Genomic DNA, 17,453 nt, shown 5'->3' on the forward strand with positions numbered 1-17,453 from the left:
TTATCGCTTGGTTTCCAGAATGGAATTCAAGATAGCGACCCCTACGCTGTCAACGGGTTCTGCGGTATTCGATAATACAATCACCGCCATCTTTCTGTCCGGCGAAAAGGCCATATAGCTGCTGCTCCCGAAGGTGCCGCCATTATGCCAATAAATAAGCTCGCCCCCCATCAGGTTCATGTGCCACGCCAACCCAATGTCCGTATCTGGCGGATTGAAGTAGGTGAATTGGCGGGTACGGGCCAGGGAATGTTCCAAATCGCTCTCAGGCATTTTGAAATGGGCTTTTGCATAGGTAAGCAGATCTTTTACAGACGATTTCAACGAGCCGTGGGCGGTGAACGCATCGAATGTCCACAATGGGGTCTCCAAGCCATCCTTGTTATACACCTTGGCCACGTATTGCGAATCCGGATCGGGAAACTCGGTGGTGTTTTTCAGGCCGAGCGGTTGGCAGATGATTTCCTGTACCATCTCATTGTAGGGCTTGCCGTAAACCGAGTCGAGGACACTGCCCAACAGGCCATACCCCAGGTTGCTATATATATAGATGGAGTCGGGGGGCGTGGTCGCTTTGTACGATGCCAGGAAGTTGTATAACTCCACTTGCGTGTAATCTTTATACGGGTTCAGCGGGTGGGCAGCTGCCGTGGCATCGATGTTTGCCGGCATGCGTGGTAATCCCGATGTATGGTTGGCAAGCTGTTTCAGCGTAATGCGCTGCAAATCCGGATTTGCCGCAACGGAGTCGGGGAGGTAATTGGTAATCGGGTCGTCAACGCTAAGCTGCTGGGTCTGCGCCAGGTAAGCGAGCAATGTAGCAGTGAAGGTCTTGCTGATGGATCCGATTTCAAATAACGTGTTTTCATCGGGGAGCCGGTTGTTTCCATTTTCGGTTTCCCCGTAATAGTAGCTGCTGGTTTTACCGTCGTATACCACACCAATGGCCAATGCATGGGTATGGCCCTTCCGGCTGTAGGCTAGGGCGATGGAATCGATGTGAAAATCGAGTTTCGAAGTCGCCGGGCTGCGAGAGGCAAGTACGTCCGTCTTTTCAGGCACCGGATCGCCGGCATAGGGTTGGAAGAGGAAGGTCTCGATCTGGTTCAGGCTATCCAGCCCCAACACCACCTGCAGTGGGGTGCTGAGGAAGTTGAGTTTGTAAATACCGGTTCGGTTATCATAGCTTTTCAACTCGGCCGACTGTATCTGCCCCAACGGGTATAATTGCTGGGTCATTACCGTTTGGAACGCCTGTAAAGAAAGCGATTGCTTGAACCGTGGGCCGGCAAGCGCATAAATGGAATCGGTTTCCTGCAGGTTGAAATGATATTCGATTTTATTGAAAACCGCTTGGTTGATTTGCTGGGCACGGTTTTCCTCTTGCGTAAAGGCCGGGAATACAGGCAGCAATAAGATGATGCAGATGATCCTGTTTATGGTTTCGAACATGGCGCAAAATTACGTGAAACCTATTTACATTCCTAATCTTTGTTTGAGACGAGTGTAACCGTTTTTACTGATGCTTACCCGGTTCCCGTCGGCAAGTACCGCAACGTAGCTGTCTTTCTCGTGGGGCTCCAGCCGGGCGATATGGTCTATTTTGACCATGAACGACCGGTGTACGCGCACAAACAGGGATGGATCGAGCTGCTCTTCAAAAGACGCCATCGTTTTATTCTTCATAAACACCCCCTCGTCGGTATGGATTTTCACGTAATCGTCGTCGGCTTCCAGGTAGATGATGTTACCTACGGGGATGATCTTGATTTTTGTTCCGGTTTTTACCACGATGCGTTCCAGCTTGTCGTCCGATTGGTGCATTTTATCGAGCAGGTTACGGGTGTTTTTCTTGCCCGCCTCCAGGTGCTGGCTATCGAGGAATTTGGCCATGGCACGGTCGAACCGCGTTTTGGCGATGGGTTTGAGCAGGTAATCGACCGCATGGCGTTCAAAGGCCTGGATTGCATATTCGTCGAAAGCGGTGGTGAAAATAACGGCGGGTTGGTTGTCGATGATTTCCAACATCTCGAAGCCGTTGATTTTAGGCATTTGGATATCGAGGAAGATGATGTCCGGCTGGTGTTGCATAATGGCTTTCGCTCCTTCAAAGCCATCGCCGCATTCGGCAACTACCGTTATTTGGGGGTAAGCTTCAAGGTACTCGGCAACCATGCCCCGCGCCAGGGGCTCGTCATCTATCAATACCGCCTTCATCATCGTTGTGGAATCTTGATTATGCTGGTAAAGATATGAGTTGTGGCTTTAGTTTCCAACAGGTCGGTGCGTCCGAATAGTAAAAAGAGTCGGCGTTGAATGCCGCGGAGCCCGAATCCCGTACCCCGGCGGGGCTTATTGCTCTGGCTGTCGTATGGGTTTTCGATCTGTATTTCCAAGAGGTGGTCGGTGCATGTACAGGCCACGCAGATGGTCACCTTTCCGGTGGTATCATAAAGGCCGTACTTAATTGCATTTTCTACCAGTGGCTGCATAATCATGGCAGGCAGCGTCATGTCCAGGCACGCTTCGTCAAAATTGATCTGTGTTGCCAAGCGGTGGCCAAATCGGACTTTTTCGATTTCGAGGTACAGTTGGAGGTGCTCCAGCTCGTCCCTGAGCGCAATCAGTTGCTGATCATCCTTGCGCAGTGTACCCCGAAGGAAGTCAGACAGTTGAAAGGTCATGTTCCGGGCCTCGTCGGGTTTCCGCCCGATGAGGGCGATGATGGAGTTGAGGCTGTTGAACAGAAAATGGGGTTGGAGCTGTTGCCGGAGATTGTACAGTTCCGCCTCGCGGGCCAGTCGCTCGGCATCGGCCTTCCGTTGTTCGTTTTCTTTATACTCCTGCTGGATATTCCAGAGGATGTTGATGATCGCCATCCAAGCAATCAGTAGCGCATTGATGAAAAAGCGCAGGGGTAATGACACGTCGATGCGATCGCGGTAGCCTTCGTTTTGGATGATGTATTGAAGTATCCATCGGTCTACAGATACACTGATGGCAGCCAGCACCAACCCCCAGATGACGATGTAAAAGTAACCTTTGCGTTGGGGGAGGTAGTGGGTGAGTGCACTTGCGATGATGTAGCAGCATAGCGTGATTACCGTAGCGCTGACCAAACTATCGTTCAATGCGAAGTTGAAATCAACATCGAACCACCACAGCAAGGCCGTTTGGATGAGCGCATAAGCCATCCAAATGACAAAGCAGCTGATGTTGATGAGCCGTTGTTTTGATGAAGTGTATGTTGCGGCACTCACCCGGTTAGCTGTTTTTGATGGTAATGCCCCCAAACAGGGAGGTACCTTTAATATAAACCACTTTCTGGTCATCGTGGGGCGTGCCCTGCGAAAAACGGCGGTCATCCACCTCGCCGAATACAGATACCACTTCGGACTGGATTTTCCAATGGGAGGGAACGATGATTTTGGTGCCGGCAAACAGCTGGAACACATCGATAACGACGGGCTGTTGGATGTCTGCTTGCACGAGGTTCACATCGGTGCCTCCGCATACATTCACGATCTCGCCACCCTGGAACCGTTTGGAGATGACAATCTTTTTGATATCGCTGAATATGGCGGTCGATTTAAGGTAATCCTCACTGGTAAGGCTGCTTGGTCCGCCACCAGCGGTGTCTGTTTCGTCCAACGGACGGCCTTCATCGAAATTGCCTGTTCCGCCAAAAGCGGTAGCCCCGCTACTTGCAGGGCTATCGGGTTGGTCTTTTACACGCTTGTCCCATTCATAATCACGGTACCGCGCACGGTAGCGATGGCGTCGATCTGGCGGCGGTGGACACGGCCCACGCCGGCTTTTCCCCGAGAGCAGCCACAGGCCGATGCCGATGATGACCACAGGCCATACAAATGCGCCGATGTCGAAATCGGTAATGTTTCTCAGCAAAAAGAACGCGCCTAGCCCCATTAAGATGAACGATGCCGGGTTACGGAAGTTGGAGTTGCCCCCGATAATCAGTCCTACGGTAACCAATATCATGGGCCACATATTGTGCCAACTGAATAGCCAATCGGGGAAAAGCCAATCCAACCCGAGTCGCCCAGCGAGTAGTACCGCACCGATACCGATGATGATGATGCCTGCCCACATGCGACCTGTGCTGGAGTGCTGTTTTGCTGGTTGGCGTTGTTCGTTCATTATCTTGTTGTTTGTGAAATTTCTGCCTTAAAATCGTTAATCAACTACCGTGTTGATGGAACCAAAGGTATAGGGAATATATACGTTCCGCAACAACCATTAGGCCACAACAGCTATTTTCTCGGTGAACGGCCGTTTTATTTCGGTAAAACAAGAGGGAGTGCTGCCCGAATCGCCCGCTCGGACATAGGAGCGCTAATTTATACAAATTGGATGAATTACTTGTATTAATCGGCTAAATTACTTTATATTTATCCCGATTCTGAGAATGCAAAAATAAATAAGCTTAACAATGGGAGATTTTGACAACAAAGAGCGTGAAGAGGTTTTTTCAAAAAAGGTAAGGGCTGGTAAGCGCACTTATTTTTTCGATGTAAAGGCGACTCGGTCCAACGACTACTACGTTACCATCACAGAGAGCAAGAAACGGTTTGAAGACGGCGTGTTCATCAAGCATAAGATTTTCTTGTACAAAGAAGACTTCGAGAAGTTTGCCGAGGGACTCAGCGACGTGGTCGAGTATATCAAATCCCATCAGGAAGTGGTTGAGAAGCGCTACGAACCCGGGTTTGAAAGCAATGGGGTAGGGGTTGCTGACAACGGCGGGTCAAAGGACGATTTCTCGTTTTAGGTTGATCATAACAACGTATTGATAATAAACCAAGCCTTGCTCACCGTAAGGCTTTTTTTGATAGCCAATAAATTAAACCATTATGCGTTGGAAAGGCGGTAGAAAAAGCGGTAATTTCCAAGACCGACGCGGGATGTCGTCGGGTGGTAAGCTGGCATTGGGTGGCATGGGCGGCATCGTCGTACTCGTCATCGGACTACTCTTGGGTGGCGATCCCGGGGATCTGCTGCAGCAGATGCAGGTTGGCGGGCTACAGCAGTCGGAGGGCCCCGTTGAGATCAGTGCCGAAGAAGCCGAACTCACGGAGTTTGTACAGGTGGTGCATACGAGTGTCGGTGACGTTTGGGCTGACATTTTCCGCAACGAGCGGTTGCAGTTCCGGCCGGATACGCTGGTGGTCTACTGGCAGCAGACGCCTACAGACGGGTGTGGTATGGGAGCCTCGGCGTATGGCCCGTTCTATTGCCCGGCCGACGAGAATGTATACATCGACCTGAGCTTTAACGAAGAATTGAGGAACCGATTTGGCGCCACGGGCGAGTTTGCGATGGCCTATGTGATTGCCCATGAAGTGGGCCACCACGTGCAGAACCTGTTGGGTGCCATGGATAAGGTAAACCGCGCCCGGCAGCAACTGAGCGAACGCGACTATAACAAAGTGCAGGTGATGCTGGAGTTGCAGGCCGATTTTTACGCCGGGGTGTGGGCACACCATGCCAACCGGACATCGGACGTGCAACTGGAATACAACGACATCATCGAAGGGATGAAAGCGGCGGAAGCCGTTGGCGATGATCGGCTGCAAATGCAGGCACAAGGGAAAGTCGTTCCCGAAGCGTTTACCCACGGTACGTCTGAACAACGCGCATACTGGTTCAAAAAAGGCTATGATACCGGCGATATCCGCCAGGGCGATACGTTTAGCGACCCCAGTTTGCAGTAAAAGTAAGCACCTATTGCACCAATAGGTTGCACCCCCGGATGTCGCTCTGATCGAAACGGCCCAACACCTCGAACGATCCATCGGCCTGTTTCCGTCCCAGGTCCTGCGTGGCAATGAATGCGCACGAGTGGATATTGGCCAAGTCGATGATATTGATGGCACCGGTGCGGTTTGTCGACACGGTGTCTAAGGGATCGTTGGTGTCGCGGATAAACACGTCCATCCATGGCGGGCAGCGGAATATGCCCCCGCCCGCGGAATATGCTTGGGATAATAGCTCGGTCATTCCGTATTCGGAATGGATTTCCGATACGCTGAACCCCCGGCATAGCCGCTCGTGCACTTCCTCGCGGATCATTTCCCGCCGCCGGCCTTTCATGCCGCCCGTTTCCATCACGATCAGTTCGGAGAAATCCACGACGTGGTTTTCCACAAAATCGAGCAGCGCATAGGTGACGCCGATGAGCAGCGTCGGCGTGCCGGTGGCCTTCAGCTCCCGTAGGGAATCTTGCAAGTCATCGTGGTTGTATAAGAAGTAACCGCTTCTCGGATGGGCGCTCTGGCGGATGAGGTCGTCCACCATATAAATAAGCGACGACCCTTCGCGCTCGGAGTAGGCGGGTAGCAGCGCTAAAATGGCCATATCGCTTGGGTTGCCGTAAAACTGGTTAAACGCGGTACGGAAGCTATCCTCATAAATGGTGATGTCTGCCACGTAGTGCTTGCTTTGCACGGTGCCCGTGGTACCCGAGCTGGTAAATACCTGCTGCGGGGCCTCGGGGCCGGTGGTTATCCGATGGTTCTTGAAGAAGTCAATGGGTAGGCAGGGAATGGCTTCGGGTCGCTGTATGGTCGCGGGGTCTACATGGATGAGCGACAGGTACTCCTTGTAAACCGCACCATGCTGCGCCTGGTGACGAAATGTCTTCATGCATACCTCGTCAAAAGCTTGGCGCGTCTGTATGGAGAAGATTTCGTTATTCATCCCCGCAAAGGTAGTGTTTTGGTGCGGAAGGCGATTGGTTCATTTACCCTGCTATCAAGGTTTCTTTCGGTAATGTTTTTCCTTCCTTTTTGAATAAAAAAGCCTGATTTCTTGGAGTTCTATTCCTTATGTCTTAGTTTTGTTGTGAACCACTAATTGTGAGCCCCTTATGATGGTAGTATGCTTGCCGATTCTACTTTTGTTTCTGCTGTTTCCGCCCGTGGAGATTAAAGCTCAAGTTGAAACCACTTTTATCGTTAAAGGCGTCATCGATACGGTTCCCCATGCAACTTATTTTATCAGCTATCGCCAAGGGGACGTTTGGATCGATGATACCGTGTCGTTGGATGACGAACGCAGGTTAGCATACACAGGGGAAATTTCTGAGCCGACCATATTTAATCTGAATATCGAAAATATCAATCCGAAATTTATTGGTGACGCCACCGTTTACTCCTTTTGGGTGGAGCCCGGGGAAACGGCTTCCTTCAGAGGAAAGTCCAATTGGAAGGCCAAAGGTGCCCAGGGGATATTCACTTCGGGCAAGATTGAACGTTTGACGCCTTCGAAAATAGAGAAAAGTGAACAACGTCATTGGACAAGCGTTAGGAAAGCAATACGGGTACAAGAGGAAAATACTACAGGGTCTTTAAGTCGCACGGACCGGCGCCAGATAAGTGATTCCGTTGCGCTCGATTTCATCCGCCAGCATCCTACCGATTTTTTTGGCTTGTATTTGGTATATAACAGGCTGCTTGGAGGGGTGGAGGCGTTTCCTTTCGCAGAGAAAGCAATGAAACGACTCTCTGCTGACCTCAAAAGCACGCCCACGGGACGTTTAGTCACTCAAAAAATCATCGTAAATAATTTGGTTGGCATCGGCCAAGTAATGCCCAATTTTGAACAGCCGGACACCGCATCAAATGTGGTTAAGTTGTCGGACTTTCGGGGAAAGTATGTGCTGGTTGATTTTTGGGCCAGCTGGTGCGGCCCTTGTCGGAAACAAAATCCCTTTCTGGTTGAAGCACATGAGAAATTTGCGTCGAAAGGTTTCGATATTTTTGGGGTTTCGCTTGATGATGCTAAAGAGCGGTGGCTGGAAGCCATACGGAAAGACGGATTAAATTGGACACATGTATCCGACTTGAAAGGATATGACAATGCGGTAGCCAAGCGTTTTTTCATCCATGCCATTCCCGATAATTTTCTTTTGGATCCTGATGGCGTCATCATCGCCAGAAACTTGGATGGACGTGAACTTTTAAGAAAAATGGAAACCATTTTTGACAATTGACATCCGAACGCCTCATAAACTTAATGAGAAGGTAAGGACTATAAAACTTCTAAAAGGGGAATGTCCGGATGGTTATGCCTTAGTTTTGTTGTGAACCGCTAATTGAGAACTCTTTATGATGTTAGTATGCTTACCGAATTTTTATAATAGAAAAAAGGGCACTTTACCTGCCATATTCTCTCTTCTACTTTTGTTTCTGCTGTTTCCGCCCATGGAGATTAAAGCTCAAACTGGCACCACTTTCGTCGTTAGCGGAGTAATCGATACGATTCCCGGTGCAACCTATTTCATTAAATATCGCCAAGGAGATGCCCTGTATCACGATACCGTATCACTGGATGAGGAATGCAGGTTTACTTATTCTGGCAAAATTACGGAGCCAACCCTATTCCATCTGAACATCGAAAATATCAATCCGAAGTTTGTTGGTAATGCCACTGTTTACTCCTTTTGGGTGGAGCCAGGAGAGACGACGTCCTTCAAGGGAAAGTCCAATTGGAAGGTCAAGGGTGTCTACGGTCTGGTAGCGTCTGGTAAAATCGACCGCTTGATACCTTCGCCGACTGAAGAAGCTCATCATCGTTACCGCGAAATGGCCGCCAAAGCGAGAAGGCAAAAAAAAGAGCGCACTACAGGGTCGCTGACTAGCGCGGATTGGCGGCAATTAAGTGACAGCGTTGTACATGAGTTTATCCGCCAGCATCCGGAGAATTTCTATTCATTGTATTTGATATATTGCTTCCGCGGAAGGATAGCTAGAGGAGAGGTGCGTGCGCGTGTATTAGCTGAGGAAGCACTTAAAACGCTTTCAAATGACCTAATGAGTACACCTACGGCAAAGGTGATCACGCACCGTATTGCTGTTGATAAGCTTGTTGGCATCGGTAGAGTAATGCCCGATTTTGAACAAGCGGACACCGCATCAAACCCAATTAAACTATCAGGTTTCCGTGGCAAATATCTTCTCGTAGATTTCTGGGCGAGTTGGTGTGGTCCCTGCCGTGAAGAGAATCCCTATCTTGTGGAAGCACATCAAAAATTTGCATCGAAGGGGTTCGACATTTTGGGCGTTTCACTTGATCTTTCTAAAAATCGTTGGTTGGAAGCGATACGAAAGGACGGATTAAATTGGACACATGTATCCGACTTAAAAGGATTTGACAATTCGGTAGCCAAGCGGTTTTTTATTCATGCCATTCCCGATAATTTTCTTTTGGATCCTGATGGCGTCATCATCGCCAGAAACTTGAATGGGCGTGAACTTTTAAGAAAAATGGAAACCATTTTTGACAACTGAAACGCGGTTTAAGTTTTAGCCAAGGCATTTTCGGTGTTCTGTGCCGGTTTTCTCGCAGAGATAAAGACGTCTATTTGCCAAAACCGGCTGAAAATTGGCAAAAATAGAAACCTTTTTTTACTTGCTTTTTTGTTGTTTGCTATGAAAAATCGATGCACAAGGTGGTGTAGCGACGGTTTTTATGCTAAATTGATTGGACGCATAGAAATGCATCATCAGATAGCGTTACTGGTCCGCCGCGAAGTCATCGCTTGACGCTCTTCGCTCGGCGTCCGTCCGAAATGTTTTTTAAACTGGGTGGTGAAATGCTTGGCATTGCGGAAATGTACCATAGCGGCAACCTGAGCTACCGAGAGGTTGCGTTTCCTGCGCAGGAGTTCTTGGCTTTTGTACAAACGCATTAATTGGATGGCGACGTTTAATTTAACGGGCCGCCCCTCAAATGCCCGACTCAGCTGCCGGGTGGAGCACCCCAACCGCAGCAACCGTTATCCGATCCACTCCTTCATCCATAAAGTGCTGCTGGATATACGCAATCGTCTTATCGTAAAGCTGAAAGAGATTTTTTTGAGGCATATTTGCGTTGTTACATTGGCTTAAACTTTATACCTTTGGGTAGAAACCGTGTCGTTATGGACAATAGATATAATCCCGAACATTGGAAAATGGGGTTCTTTTACGTAAACCCCAAAGACCGGTTACTGGTCGTGCCGAAACTAAACGGCTTGGGCTGGACGTTGAACTTCGGCCATAAAGCGCTATGGCAATATATGCTGGTCCTGTTGGTGCTTCTGGTGGCCTATGTCGCGGTTCGCTATTACGCCGCCTTTTAAAGCATGCCGCCGCACACCGAAAGCACCTGCCCGTTGATGTAGGCCGATAGGTCCGATGCAAGGAATAAACACGCGTTGGCCACGTCTTCCGTTTCGCCGGCCCGTTTCAATGGGATGCCCTGTTCCCAGCCTTCCACCACTTTAGGGTCCAGCACTTCGGTCATCTCCGTGCGGATGAAACCCGGCGTGATCACATTGGTGCGGATGTTCCGCGAGCCCAGTTCCTTGGCGACCGATTTGGAGAAGCCGATGATGCCTGCCTTGGATGCCGCATAGTTTGCCTGACCGGCATTCCCCTGTACACCAACCACCGAGCTCATGTTGATGAATACCCCCTTGCGGTTTTTCATCATGATGCGCGATGCGGCTTTGGTGACGTTAAATACCGACTTGAGGTTTACTTCCAACACATCGTCCCACTGGTCTTCCGTCATGCGGAGAAGCAAGCCGTCTTTGGTGATGCCGGCGTTGTTCACCACAATGTCGAGCGTGCCGAATTCCGATACGATGTCATTGACCAGCTGCTCAGCCGCGTCAAACTTGGAGGCGTCAGACCGGTAACCCTTTACTTTGGTGCCATGGGCCTGCAATTCCTGCTCCAATGCCTGGCCTTTTTCTACGGAAGAGAGGTAGGTGAATGCCACGTTTGCGCCTTGCTCGGCAAACTTCTCGGCTATGGTGCGGCCAATGCCTTTTGAGGCCCCGGTGATGAGTGCGGTCTTTCCTTCAAGTAGTTTCATCATAGTACGTTGTTTCTATGCTTTCGGATTTAAGATGCAAACTTAGCTAAAATTCGCATAAAAATGCGAATGCATTGCTCACAAAAGGGTTCACGCGACGTAGCAACTTTAGGAGGTTCACGCAAAGTTCGCAGAGACGCTTCGCTTTATCGCAAAGTTCGCTGAGGTGTGTCGCTTATCGCAAAGAAATGTCCTCTGCGTTCTTTGCGTAAAAAACTCCGCGCTCTTCGCGTGAAAACGAAATGGTTCCTTTGCGTGAAAAATAAATAAATGTGTGAAGCTAAATACTTTTAGCATTTTCCTTTTCCGATATTTTTACCATATTAGCGGACGATAACATAGTTGTAAAGATATAAACCCTAAAAACAAACACGTACTTCAATGAAATCACCATTAACCCTCATGCTCTCCCTGCTCACCTTCGTTGCTACGGCGCAGGACGTGGGCCGCGTTGAAAATCCACTCGATTACGTAAACACCTTGATGGGTACGCAATCCGTGCACTCCCTTTCCAATGGCAACACGTATCCGGCCATTGCACGGCCCTGGGGAATGAATTTCTGGTCGCCCCAAACCGGGAAAATGGGCGATGGATGGATGTATACGTATACTGCCGACAAGATCCGTGGGTTCAAACAGACGCATCAGCCATCGCCGTGGATGAATGACTACGGGCAGTTCTCCATTATGCCGACCACCGGCAAACAGACGTTCGATCAGGATGAGCGGGCTAGCTGGTTTTCCCACAAAGCCGAAATCGCGAAGCCGCACTATTATAGTGTGTACCTTGCCGACCACGACGTGACCACCGAAATCACGCCTACCGAACGGGCAGCGCGGTTCCGGTTCACATTCCCGGCCACCGACAGCGCATTTGTGGTCATCGACGCGTTCGATAAAGGCTCTTACATAAAAATTATCCCCGAAGAGAATACCATCATCGGTTACACCACCCGCAACAGCGGCGGCGTGCCCGACAATTTCAAAAATTACTTCGTGATGGTGTTCGACCAGCCCTTCGCCCACGCGGGTACTTTCGCCGATTCGGTGTTGGTAGACGACCGGATGGAAATCCAGGCCAACCATGTGGGCGCCATTGTGGGCTTCCGCATCGCCAACCGGGGCGAACAGGTACAGGCAAAAGTGGCCTCGTCTTTCATCAGTCACGAACAGGCCAAGCTGAATCTCCGTGAAATCGGAAACAAGGATTTCGAAACCATCAAACAGGAAGGCGCCGACCAGTGGAATGCCGAGCTGGGCAAAGTGCGCGTAGGTGGCGGCACCATCGATCAGGTGCGCACGTTCTATTCGTGTCTGTATCGCACCATCCTCTTCCCACGGATGTTTTACGAGTATGATGCCGATGGCAACGTAATCCATTACAGCCCGTATAACGGCAAGGTGCTGCCCGGGTATATGTTTACCGATACGGGTTTCTGGGATACCTTCCGCGCACTGTTCCCGTTCCTTAACTTGGTATACCCCGAGGTGAACCAAAAGATGCAAGAAGGCTTGGCGAACACCTATAAGGAAGGCGGCTGGTTGCCGGAATGGGCCAGTCCGGGATACCGTAACATCATGGTGGGCAACAATTCGGCCTCCGTGGTTGCCGATGCGTACATCAAGGGCCTGCGGGGCTATGATATCGAGAAGCTGTACGAAGGGCTTCTTAAAGGTGCCAATAACGCCGGTCCCATCACCGCGGTGGGCCGGGCAGGGGCGGAGTATTACACCACCCTCGGATACGTGCCTTACGACGTGGGTATCAATGAGAATGCCGCCCGGACGTTGGAGTATGCCTATGATGATTTCGCCATCTACCAGCTGGCCAAGGCGCTGGACCGGCCTGCCGATGAGATCGCGCTATACCGCGAGCGGAGCTTCAACTACAAGAAGCTCTTTGATAAAGAGACCGGGCTGATGCGCGGAAAAAATAAAGACGGTAGCTTCCAAACGCCGTTCAACCCCTTTAAATGGGGCGATTCATTTACCGAAGGCAACAGCTGGCACTACTCGTGGTCGGTTTTCCAGGATGTGGAAGGATTTGCGCAGTTGATGGGAGGATACGATGCATTTGTAACCAAGCTCGACTCGGTGTTCTCCTTGCCGCCTGTGTTTGACCACAGCTACTACGGATTCACCATCCACGAAATCCGCGAAATGCAGATTGCCAATATGGGCCAGTATGCCCATGGCAACCAGCCCATCCAACACATGATCTACCTCTACAACTATGCGGGGGCACCGTGGAAAACCCAATACTGGGTGCGCGAGACGATGGACCGGATGTACCTGCCCACACCCGATGGCTATTGTGGCGACGAGGATAACGGGCAGACCTCGGCATGGTATGTTTTCTCGGCGCTGGGATTCTATCCGGTAACCCCGGCTACCGACGAGTATGTGATGGGAGCACCGCTTTTCAAGGAGATGACCATCCAACTGCCCAACGGCAAAGCCATCGAAATCCATGCGCCCGATAACGGGAAGGAAAACCGGTATATCCAGTCGCTCACCCTGAACGGCAAGAAATATGGTAAGAATTACCTCAAGCATGGTGATCTCATCAACGGCGCTGTGCTGCATTTCGATATGGCAGATAAGCCCAATAAGCGGCGGGGAACCGACACGGCCGATTTTCCATTTTCGTTGAGCCTGGAGGAAGAATAACCAGGCAACAATTTATTTTAGGTAAGCCCGCCGATAATTCAGCGGGCTTTTTCCGGTTATCTGCTTAAAGTATTTGTGAAAGCCAGCGAAGTTATGGAACCCGGTTTCAAAACAGATTTCTTTGACATTGAGGTTGTTTTCGATGAGCAGCTTGCACGCATGGCCCACCCGTAGCTCGATAAGGAACTGCGAGAACGTTTTTCCGGTGCGCGACTTGAAATACCGGCAAAAGGCATTGTTGCTCATGCCGGCCACCTCGGCAATTTCGTCCAGGGTGATCCGTTTCCGGAAATGTTGGAGCGCAAAATCGTAGATGTTGTTTATGCGGTTGTTTTCGCCCCGCTCGAAATGTGGTGTGAAACCGACAGACGAGAGGGCCTTGCGTTCGCTGGTATGTGCAATGGTGGTGAGGGCTTCAATGAGCAGGAGGATTCGCTTTGTGCCTTCGGTTTCCAATAACTCGGCAAGTAGTTTCTGCACGTGGGCACCGGCGGCGCCATATACCGAAATGCCTCGCTTGGCCTCCTGAAGCAATTGTTTGACCGGCGTGTTCTCTGGAAGGTCCAAAAAAGCCATACCCCAAAAATCGACATTGAAATGGGCCACGCGGACGTCCGCCGGCGTGCCGGTGGCGGCATCTAAATAGCTGCTGTCGAAACTCCAGTAATGCGGAAGGTTGGAACCGATCAATATCACGTCGCCCGACGAGAAGTGATGAATGCTATCGCCGATAAACTGCGTTCCGCTGCCCTTCTCGAAATGGATGAGCTCCACCTCGCTGTGATAGTGCCACTGGTTGTTGGCATAGGGCACCTTATCCCGCCGGACACTGAAAGAATGTGCAGGGTTGGTGCTTACTTTTAGCAATTGAGGTTTCATGGTGCTAATATAGCTTAATATATCGCTAAAATGGTGGTAGCCTTTCTATACAAGGTTTGTTATGTTTGTGTTTTCTAACAGTTGATGGCCGATTAAGAACAGGAATGAAGAAATATGCACTGGCGCTGGATCTAAAGAACGACGCACAGCTCATCGCCGAATATGAAAGGCTGCACCGGCATATTGCGCCGGAAATCAGGCAATCGATTACCGACTCGGGTATTACCCGAATGGAGATATACCGATTTGCCGACCGGATGTTTATGGTTATTGAAGCAACCGATGATTTCTCGTTCGCCGAAAAGGCAGCCGCCGATGCGGCAAACCCGCATGTGAAAGCATGGGAGCAACTGACCTGGCAATTCCAACGGGCCATACCCGGATCGAATCCCGATGAAAAATGGGTCGTAATGGATAAAATTTTCGAACTTAGCACCGCTGAATAAAGATGGATACGAACAGGTCTTTTTTACAGATACACCCCAATGATAACGTGCTGGTTGCATTGCGCGACCTGCCTCGGGGTATGGAGATCGACTTCCAGGGCGAACGGTTCGCTTTGATCGGCGGGGTTAAGGCGAAGCATAAGTTTACCATTGAACCGCTTGCCGCAGGGGGCGATGTGTACATGTACGGTGTATTGGTGGGTAGAACCAATGCCGCATTGGGCAAGGGCGAAACACTGACTACCCGGAACATCCACCATGCCGCGGAGGCATTTGAGTTGGGCGAGCGCCGGCTGGAGTGGCGGCGGCCGGATGTATCGGCTTTTGAAGAAGAAGTATTTCTGGGATACCACCGTGCCAACGGTACCGTGGGTACCGCCAACTATTGGCTGGTTATCCCGCTGGTATTTTGCGAGAACCGCAATGTGCTGGTGATGAAAAGCGCATTGGAAGAGCAGTTGGGCTATGGTAAACGGTCGCGCGATTACGAACCCGAAGTGGAGCAGCTTATCCGGCTGTACGAAGCCGGTGGTACCGTCACCGACATCCTGAATGCCGATATCGCGGCGGAACCGGAACAGGACGATGGCAGACCGTTATTCGAACACGTTGATGGCATCAAATTCCTTAACCACCAGATGGGCTGCGGGGGCACACGCATCGACTCGGATGCACTCTGTGGTCTCCTTGCCGGATACATCACGCACCCCAACGTGGCCGGGGCCACGGTGTTGAGCTTGGGGTGTCAGCATGCGCAGGCATCGATACTCCGTGACGAAATTGCCAAGCGCGACCCGCAGTTCGATAAACCGCTGTATGTTTTTGAACAGCAGCTCGTGGGTACGGAGACCGAGCTGCTTCAGCAGGCGCTTAAGCACACATTTGCTGGTTTGGTGCAAGCCAATGCCTTACGCCGGCAGCCCGCACCGCTCAGTAAGCTCTGCATCGGCCTGGAGTGTGGAGGGTCTGATGGCTTCTCGGGGATATCCGCTAATCCGGCATTGGGCTATGTATCTGACATGTTGGTGGCATTGGGCGGATCGGTTATCTTATCCGAGTTTCCCGAACTGTGCGGCGTGGAGCAGGAGCTGAGCGATCGTTGTGTGGACGAGGAGATGGCCTTGCGGTTTATGGCTTTGATGAAGACCTACAACGAGCGGGCGGAAGCAGATGGCTCCGGGTTTTATGCCAACCCATCCCCGGGCAATATCCGCGATGGGTTAATTACCGATGCCATCAAATCGGCCGGTGCGGCCAAGAAGGGCGGAACCTCACCGGTAACGGCCGTAGTCGATTATCCCGGCGTGGCCAATAAGCCGGGCTTGAATTTGCTGTGTACGCCCGGCAATGACGTGGAAAGCACCACAGCCGAAGTCGGTGCAGGGGCCAATGTGGTGTTGTTTACCACCGGACTGGGCACACCCACCGGCAATCCGATTGCTCCCGTCATCAAGTTGGCAACCAATACCAAACTGTTTGGGCGGATGCCCGACATTATCGATATCAATTGCGGTACCATTATCGAAGGTGAGGAAACCATCGAACAGGTAGCCCATCGCATCCTCCGTTACGTCATTGATGTGGCGAGTGGTAATGCCCAGCCCAAGGCCGTGCAATTGGGGCAGGATGATTTTATTCCCTGGCGAAGGGGGGTGTCTTTGTGAGATGTGACATTAGACAACTGACACTAGACAACAGATAGGTAGTAAAGAACAAACAGCAAAAATAATGACGAAAAGACTAGCTGGAAAAACAGCAATCATTACAGGTGGCGGTAGCGGCATCGGTCGAGCCATCAGCTGGCGGTTTGCCGAAGAAGGGGCTACGGTACATATCCTTGAACTGAACACTGCGGCAGCGGAGGAATTGGCGGCAGCCATCGGCGGCTTTGGGGGCCAGGCAATCGCCCATCGATGTGATGTGAGCGTGCAACGCGACGTCCAAGATGTGGTGGCCGCTATTGGCCCTGTCGATATCCTCGTCAACAACGCGGGTATTGCACATGTAGGTAAGCTGGAAAACACGTCGGAAGACGACTTCGATCGGGTTATCCGCGTGAATGTCAAAGGGGCCTATAACGTGTTGCATACCGTAGTGCCGTTGATGAAAAAACAAGGTGGCGGTGCCATCCTCAACCTCGCTTCCATAGCCACCCTCGTTGGTATTGCCGACCGTTTCGCTTATTCCGCAAGCAAAGGGGCCGTACTCGCCATGACGTTGTCGGTGGCCCGTGACTACCTGCACGATGGCATCCGGTGCAACAGCATTTCACCGGCCCGTGTGCATACACCGTTCGTGGACGGATTCATCGCCAAGAACTACCCCGGCAAGGAAAAGGAAATGTTCGAAACACTTTCCAAAAGCCAGCCGATCGGCCGCATGGCCCAGCCCGAGGAAATCGCTTCCCTGGCGCTGTACCTGTGCTCCGATGAAGCGGCATTCATCACGGGCAATGATTACCCCATTGATGGTGGGTTCGTCACGTTGAATAATTGATTAAGTGCATAGCTATCAGTACGTAGTCGTTAGATTTGACAGCCGACGAGCTAAGTACTAACTACTAAAGACTAATTACTA

General features: G+C 51.0%; 18 protein-coding genes. 9 read left to right on the plus strand and 9 right to left on the minus strand.

The features are described from left to right. The 4 genes from U9S71_RS03680 to U9S71_RS03695 are packed head-to-tail and all read right to left on the minus strand — an operon-like array spanning position 1 to position 4,158. Positions 1-1,452: a serine hydrolase domain-containing protein gene (locus U9S71_RS03680; RefSeq protein WP_326325346.1), complete on the minus strand. Its 1,452-nt coding sequence runs from the start codon at positions 1,450-1,452 to the stop codon at positions 1-3. A 24-nt stretch (positions 1,453-1,476) separates the two neighbouring features. Next, positions 1,477-2,220, minus strand: a complete 744-nt coding sequence (locus tag U9S71_RS03685; RefSeq protein ID WP_326325348.1) for a LytR/AlgR family response regulator transcription factor — start codon at positions 2,218-2,220, stop codon at positions 1,477-1,479. After that, complete coding sequence (locus U9S71_RS03690) at positions 2,217-3,260, minus strand: sensor histidine kinase (RefSeq protein WP_326325350.1); 1,044 nt, start codon at positions 3,258-3,260, stop codon at positions 2,217-2,219. The genes U9S71_RS03685 and U9S71_RS03690 overlap by 4 nt, the downstream gene beginning before the upstream one ends. A 4-nt stretch (positions 3,261-3,264) precedes the next feature. Beyond that, complete coding sequence (locus U9S71_RS03695) at positions 3,265-4,158, minus strand: LiaF transmembrane domain-containing protein (protein WP_326325352.1); 894 nt, start codon at positions 4,156-4,158, stop codon at positions 3,265-3,267. 292 nt (positions 4,159-4,450) lie between these two features. Between U9S71_RS03695 and U9S71_RS03700 the strand changes: the two genes are divergently transcribed. Together U9S71_RS03700 and ypfJ are read left to right on the plus strand one after the other, a co-directional pair. Next, the gene (locus U9S71_RS03700) at positions 4,451-4,789 is read left to right on the plus strand and encodes a DUF3276 family protein (protein WP_326325354.1); all 339 of its coding nucleotides are present in this window, start codon (positions 4,451-4,453) and stop codon (positions 4,787-4,789) included. Positions 4,790-4,871: 82 nt separating this feature from the next. Next, positions 4,872-5,732: a KPN_02809 family neutral zinc metallopeptidase gene (gene ypfJ / locus U9S71_RS03705; protein WP_326325356.1), complete on the plus strand. Its 861-nt coding sequence runs from the start codon at positions 4,872-4,874 to the stop codon at positions 5,730-5,732. A 10-nt stretch (positions 5,733-5,742) separates the two neighbouring features. Here ypfJ and U9S71_RS03710 read toward each other — a convergent pair whose 3' ends face one another. Further along, on the minus strand, positions 5,743-6,717 hold the full coding sequence (locus tag U9S71_RS03710; protein ID WP_326325358.1) for a long-chain-fatty-acid--protein ligase: 975 nt from the start codon (positions 6,715-6,717) through the stop codon (positions 5,743-5,745). A 169-nt stretch (positions 6,718-6,886) separates the two neighbouring features. Here U9S71_RS03710 and U9S71_RS03715 point away from each other — a divergent pair, with 169 nt between their 5' ends. Beyond that, positions 6,887-8,011 (plus strand): peroxiredoxin family protein, encoded by a 1,125-nt coding sequence (locus U9S71_RS03715; RefSeq protein ID WP_326325359.1) that lies wholly within the window; start codon positions 6,887-6,889, stop codon positions 8,009-8,011. Positions 8,012-8,126: 115 nt separating this feature from the next. Beyond that, the gene (locus tag U9S71_RS03720; protein ID WP_326325360.1) at positions 8,127-9,308 is read left to right on the plus strand and encodes a TlpA disulfide reductase family protein; all 1,182 of its coding nucleotides are present in this window, start codon (positions 8,127-8,129) and stop codon (positions 9,306-9,308) included. A gap of 215 nt (positions 9,309-9,523) precedes the next feature. Here the strand turns inward: U9S71_RS03720 and U9S71_RS03725 are convergent, their stop codons facing one another. After that, on the minus strand, positions 9,524-9,793 hold the full coding sequence (locus U9S71_RS03725; RefSeq protein ID WP_326325362.1) for a helix-turn-helix domain-containing protein: 270 nt from the start codon (positions 9,791-9,793) through the stop codon (positions 9,524-9,526). Continuing rightward, a complete protein-coding gene (locus tag U9S71_RS03730; RefSeq protein WP_326325364.1) occupies positions 9,747-9,884 on the minus strand; it encodes a hypothetical protein in 138 nt (45 codons plus the stop codon). Before U9S71_RS03730 ends, U9S71_RS03725 begins: the two co-directional genes overlap by 47 nt. A 56-nt stretch (positions 9,885-9,940) precedes the next feature. On the opposite strand from U9S71_RS03730, the gene U9S71_RS03735 reads away from it, so the two are divergent. Beyond that, positions 9,941-10,141, plus strand: coding sequence for a DUF5808 domain-containing protein (locus tag U9S71_RS03735; protein ID WP_326325365.1), 201 nt, complete (start codon positions 9,941-9,943; stop codon positions 10,139-10,141). Here the strand turns inward: U9S71_RS03735 and fabG are convergent. Beyond that, a complete protein-coding gene (fabG, locus tag U9S71_RS03740; RefSeq protein WP_326325769.1) occupies positions 10,138-10,881 on the minus strand; it encodes a 3-oxoacyl-[acyl-carrier-protein] reductase in 744 nt (247 codons plus the stop codon). The two genes, U9S71_RS03735 and fabG, sit on opposite strands and share 4 nt — an antisense overlap. A 381-nt stretch (positions 10,882-11,262) precedes the next feature. On the opposite strand from fabG, the gene U9S71_RS03745 reads away from it, so the two are divergent. Continuing rightward, positions 11,263-13,551, plus strand: coding sequence for a GH92 family glycosyl hydrolase (locus tag U9S71_RS03745; RefSeq protein WP_326325366.1), 2,289 nt, complete (start codon positions 11,263-11,265; stop codon positions 13,549-13,551). A 12-nt stretch (positions 13,552-13,563) separates the two neighbouring features. On the opposite strand, the gene U9S71_RS03750 is transcribed toward U9S71_RS03745, so the two are convergent. Then, complete coding sequence (locus U9S71_RS03750) at positions 13,564-14,430, minus strand: AraC family transcriptional regulator (protein WP_326325367.1); 867 nt, start codon at positions 14,428-14,430, stop codon at positions 13,564-13,566. Positions 14,431-14,534: 104 nt separating this feature from the next. On the opposite strand from U9S71_RS03750, the gene U9S71_RS03755 reads away from it, so the two are divergent. From U9S71_RS03755 to U9S71_RS03765, 3 genes are all read left to right on the plus strand, one after another. Continuing rightward, positions 14,535-14,876: an L-rhamnose mutarotase gene (locus tag U9S71_RS03755; RefSeq protein ID WP_326325369.1), complete on the plus strand. Its 342-nt coding sequence runs from the start codon at positions 14,535-14,537 to the stop codon at positions 14,874-14,876. 2 nt (positions 14,877-14,878) lie between these two features. Next, positions 14,879-16,540 carry a UxaA family hydrolase gene (locus U9S71_RS03760; protein WP_326325371.1) on the plus strand — a complete coding sequence of 554 codons (1,662 nt, stop codon included), beginning with the start codon at positions 14,879-14,881 and terminating at the stop codon, positions 16,538-16,540. Positions 16,541-16,604: 64 nt separating this feature from the next. Then, positions 16,605-17,372: an SDR family NAD(P)-dependent oxidoreductase gene (locus U9S71_RS03765; RefSeq protein ID WP_326325372.1), complete on the plus strand. Its 768-nt coding sequence runs from the start codon at positions 16,605-16,607 to the stop codon at positions 17,370-17,372. Positions 17,373-17,453: the final 81 nt, after the last annotated feature.

This window comes from Parapedobacter flavus, from assembly GCF_035818675.1.
In the GTDB taxonomy this organism is placed as follows: domain Bacteria; phylum Bacteroidota; class Bacteroidia; order Sphingobacteriales; family Sphingobacteriaceae; genus Parapedobacter; species Parapedobacter flavus.